At 66.8% G+C, this 2,500-nt stretch carries 3 protein-coding genes; all 3 read right to left on the bottom strand.

Translation table 11 applies throughout. The features are described from left to right. A partial coding sequence (locus ABW137_RS12625) for an oligosaccharide flippase family protein (RefSeq protein WP_526400357.1) occupies positions 1–751 on the bottom strand: 751 nt, incomplete at its 3' end. Positions 752–758: 7 nt separating this feature from the next. Continuing rightward, on the bottom strand, positions 759–1,928 hold the full coding sequence (locus tag ABW137_RS12620; protein WP_526400355.1) for a glycosyltransferase family 2 protein: 1,170 nt from the start codon (positions 1,926–1,928) through the stop codon (positions 759–761). Further along, positions 1,928–2,500: polysaccharide deacetylase family protein (locus ABW137_RS12615; RefSeq protein WP_526400353.1), on the bottom strand; the 573-nt coding region annotated here is incomplete at its 5' end. The genes ABW137_RS12615 and ABW137_RS12620, both read right to left, overlap by 1 nt.

The following is a 2,500-nucleotide window of genomic DNA, read 5'->3' as shown; positions in this document are numbered from 1 at the left end:
TCTCGAGCAGGTCGCGCGCCCGATTGACCACGGTCCAGACCACGACGGGCATCGAGAACCTGGCCAGTTCACGCCAGAGCGAGAACGACGGCCGCCCGCCCGCGCCGGGACGCCACCCGGCCAAGGTCCAGGTCGCGACGAGCCAGGCCACGATCGAGCAGTAGGATCCGATGACCAGCCCCCAGACCCCGAAACCGTTGGCGCACAGCGTGACCGAAGTGACAGCGAAGGTCACCACGATGACCGGCTGGACGATCAGTCGCTGACGGAAGTCAAAGCGGCGCTGCATCAGTGCGTCCGGCACATAGGTCAACGCGTGCAATACGATCGTCCCGGCCGACACCGCGGTGATCAACCCTACGGTGTGGCTCCCGAAGATGCGTGCCATCAACGGCGCGCTGGCCACGGTCACGACGGCCCACCCGATTCCGGTGAGCAGCGTCGCCCAAAACACGGTGGCCGCAACATCGTCGAGCCTGTCCTCCCGCTGTACCAGTGCGTTGGACATGCCGCCTTCGGCGAAGGTGAGCAGAAACGTGGACAGCACGGTGCCTGCGGCGAACCAACCGACCTCCGCGGGTGAGAGCAGCCGGGCCAAGACCAGGGTCTGGCCCAGAGTCACCAGCTGCGTGAAGACCAGCATCACGGTCGAGATCGCTGCGCCGCGGCGCAACGTGTTCGACAGCGAGCCGAGCGCACCCGCCTCGGAATCGTCCACGTCGGCCTTGGCCGGGCTGCTCACGTCGTCCACGTCCTGCTCATGCTTCGAGGACGTCAACGTCGCGCATCTCGGGAGAGGATCGGTCGTCTGCGGCTGTGGATGGTGTCCCTGCCTGCGGCCGTCTGAACGTATTCAGCACGGCGTGCGCCAGCGCACGTGCGCGAACGTGGAGCCGTCCCTGGGCTGCCCGGTATGACAGCAGTTCGACGACGTAGCGACGACCGAACCGCATCCGCTCCAGCTTGGTCGCGTGTACCAGCACGAGCTCCCAGGCCCGCGCCATCGCGCGGGCAAGGGCGTCGGCCGGGTAGCGGCCGCTTCGTGCGTTGGCCTGTTCGACGTCCTGCATCCACTGGCGAAGGGCGACCATGCGCTCGAAGCTCAGGCCCCCCGGGGGCTGGGCGCCGAATTGCATCAGCGCTGCCATCAGCGACGGGTCGCAGCGGTGCGCGCTCATGCCGACCTCCTCCAGCAACCGGCGCTGGGTGAGAAGGGCGTCGTGGGACACCTGGTCGAGCTTGGTGTGCATGATGCCGTCGGGTGACACGCGGTAGCCCACCAGGGGCTCGCGTACCAGGGTCACGCCGTGGTGACTTGCCACGTCGGCCGCCATCGCGTAGTCCTCGGCGTAGATCGGGCGAAACCCACCCTCGGGGATCGCACTGCGGCGCACCATGTGTACGACCGCCGGGAACGGATTGGCGAACAGCATCAACGGCTTCAACGCCTCGTCGTCCAGGCCCCAGTCATCGGTTCCTCGGATGACGATGCGGCCTTGCAGATCAATGCGATTGAACAGGCAGCCCACCAGGCCCAGGTCGGGCCTGCCCTCGAAGGCAGCCAGCTGGCGTGCGATGCGGTTGGGATCGCTGACGTCGTCGCCGTCCAGCAGCGCCACGAACGGCGCGCTCGACAGTGCCAAGCCCGCGTTGCGCGCCCCCACCAGCCCGGCGTTGTGCTGTAGGCGGAAGATGCCCAACCGGGCGTCGTCGATGCCTGCCAGCACCTCGGTGCAGTGATCGGGGCAGGCGTCGTCGATCACCACCACTTCCAGGTTGCGGAAGGTCTGACGCAGCAGGCTGTCGACGGCCTCGCGCAACGTGGCGCGCACCCCATAGGCGGGCACGATGACCGACACCGCGGGTGCGGCCTTGGCAAGCGGCTTGACGATCGTGTGCAGAGGAACGGGACTCGTGCTGCGCGCCATCAGGACGCTCCAGCTCTGGTGGAGCCGGGACGGGTCTCCACCGCTCCGGGCACTACGCTCGACGAACTCGCCTGCAACGCAGGGGATGCATCGACCGTCGAGGCCCCGAAGGACGACGGCTCTTGGTCTCTCGACCGGGATATGTGGTCTCTCGACCGGGACATGGCCGTCGTCATCCTTCGCGCCATTTTCAGGCAATCAGATGCATGGAATGGCCGCGGTCGCAGGGCAAAACCCGAGACCTTCAGCTTGAACTGCGAGAAGGACTCTATCGTCAAACCAAGGCGGGGTAGGTCGTACGGGTCGGAGTCGGGCCCCGCGAAGCCGCCGGTCGTCGACAGCGCCCAGCTAATGCCATTGCGGCGCAACGCCTCTCTCGCGCGCCCGTCGAAGTCCTGCGGCTGACCGTTCGGATAGGCGAATATCGTCGGCGCACACCCGGTGTTGATCTCGACCGCCCGGCACGATTCCGAGATCTCGCGATCCACCTTCTCGTCGTCGCAACGGGACAAGATCGGGTGGGTGACGGTGTGCGGGTATAGGGTTACCAGCCCGTCGCTTTCGAGGGATCG

The sequence above is a fragment of the Mycobacterium sp. genome (genome assembly GCF_040509115.1).
GTDB lineage: Bacteria > Actinomycetota > Actinomycetes > Mycobacteriales > Mycobacteriaceae > Mycobacterium.
Note: the sequence above shows the minus strand (reverse complement) of the source record. Positions and strands in the feature narration are given on the sequence as shown.

Bases quoted from the DNA above. Each gene is read 5' to 3' on its own strand.
- ABW137_RS12620 (WP_526400355.1), bottom strand. From the start codon at position 1,928: ATGGCGCGCAGCACGAGTCCCGTTCCTCTGCACACGATCGTCAAGCCG.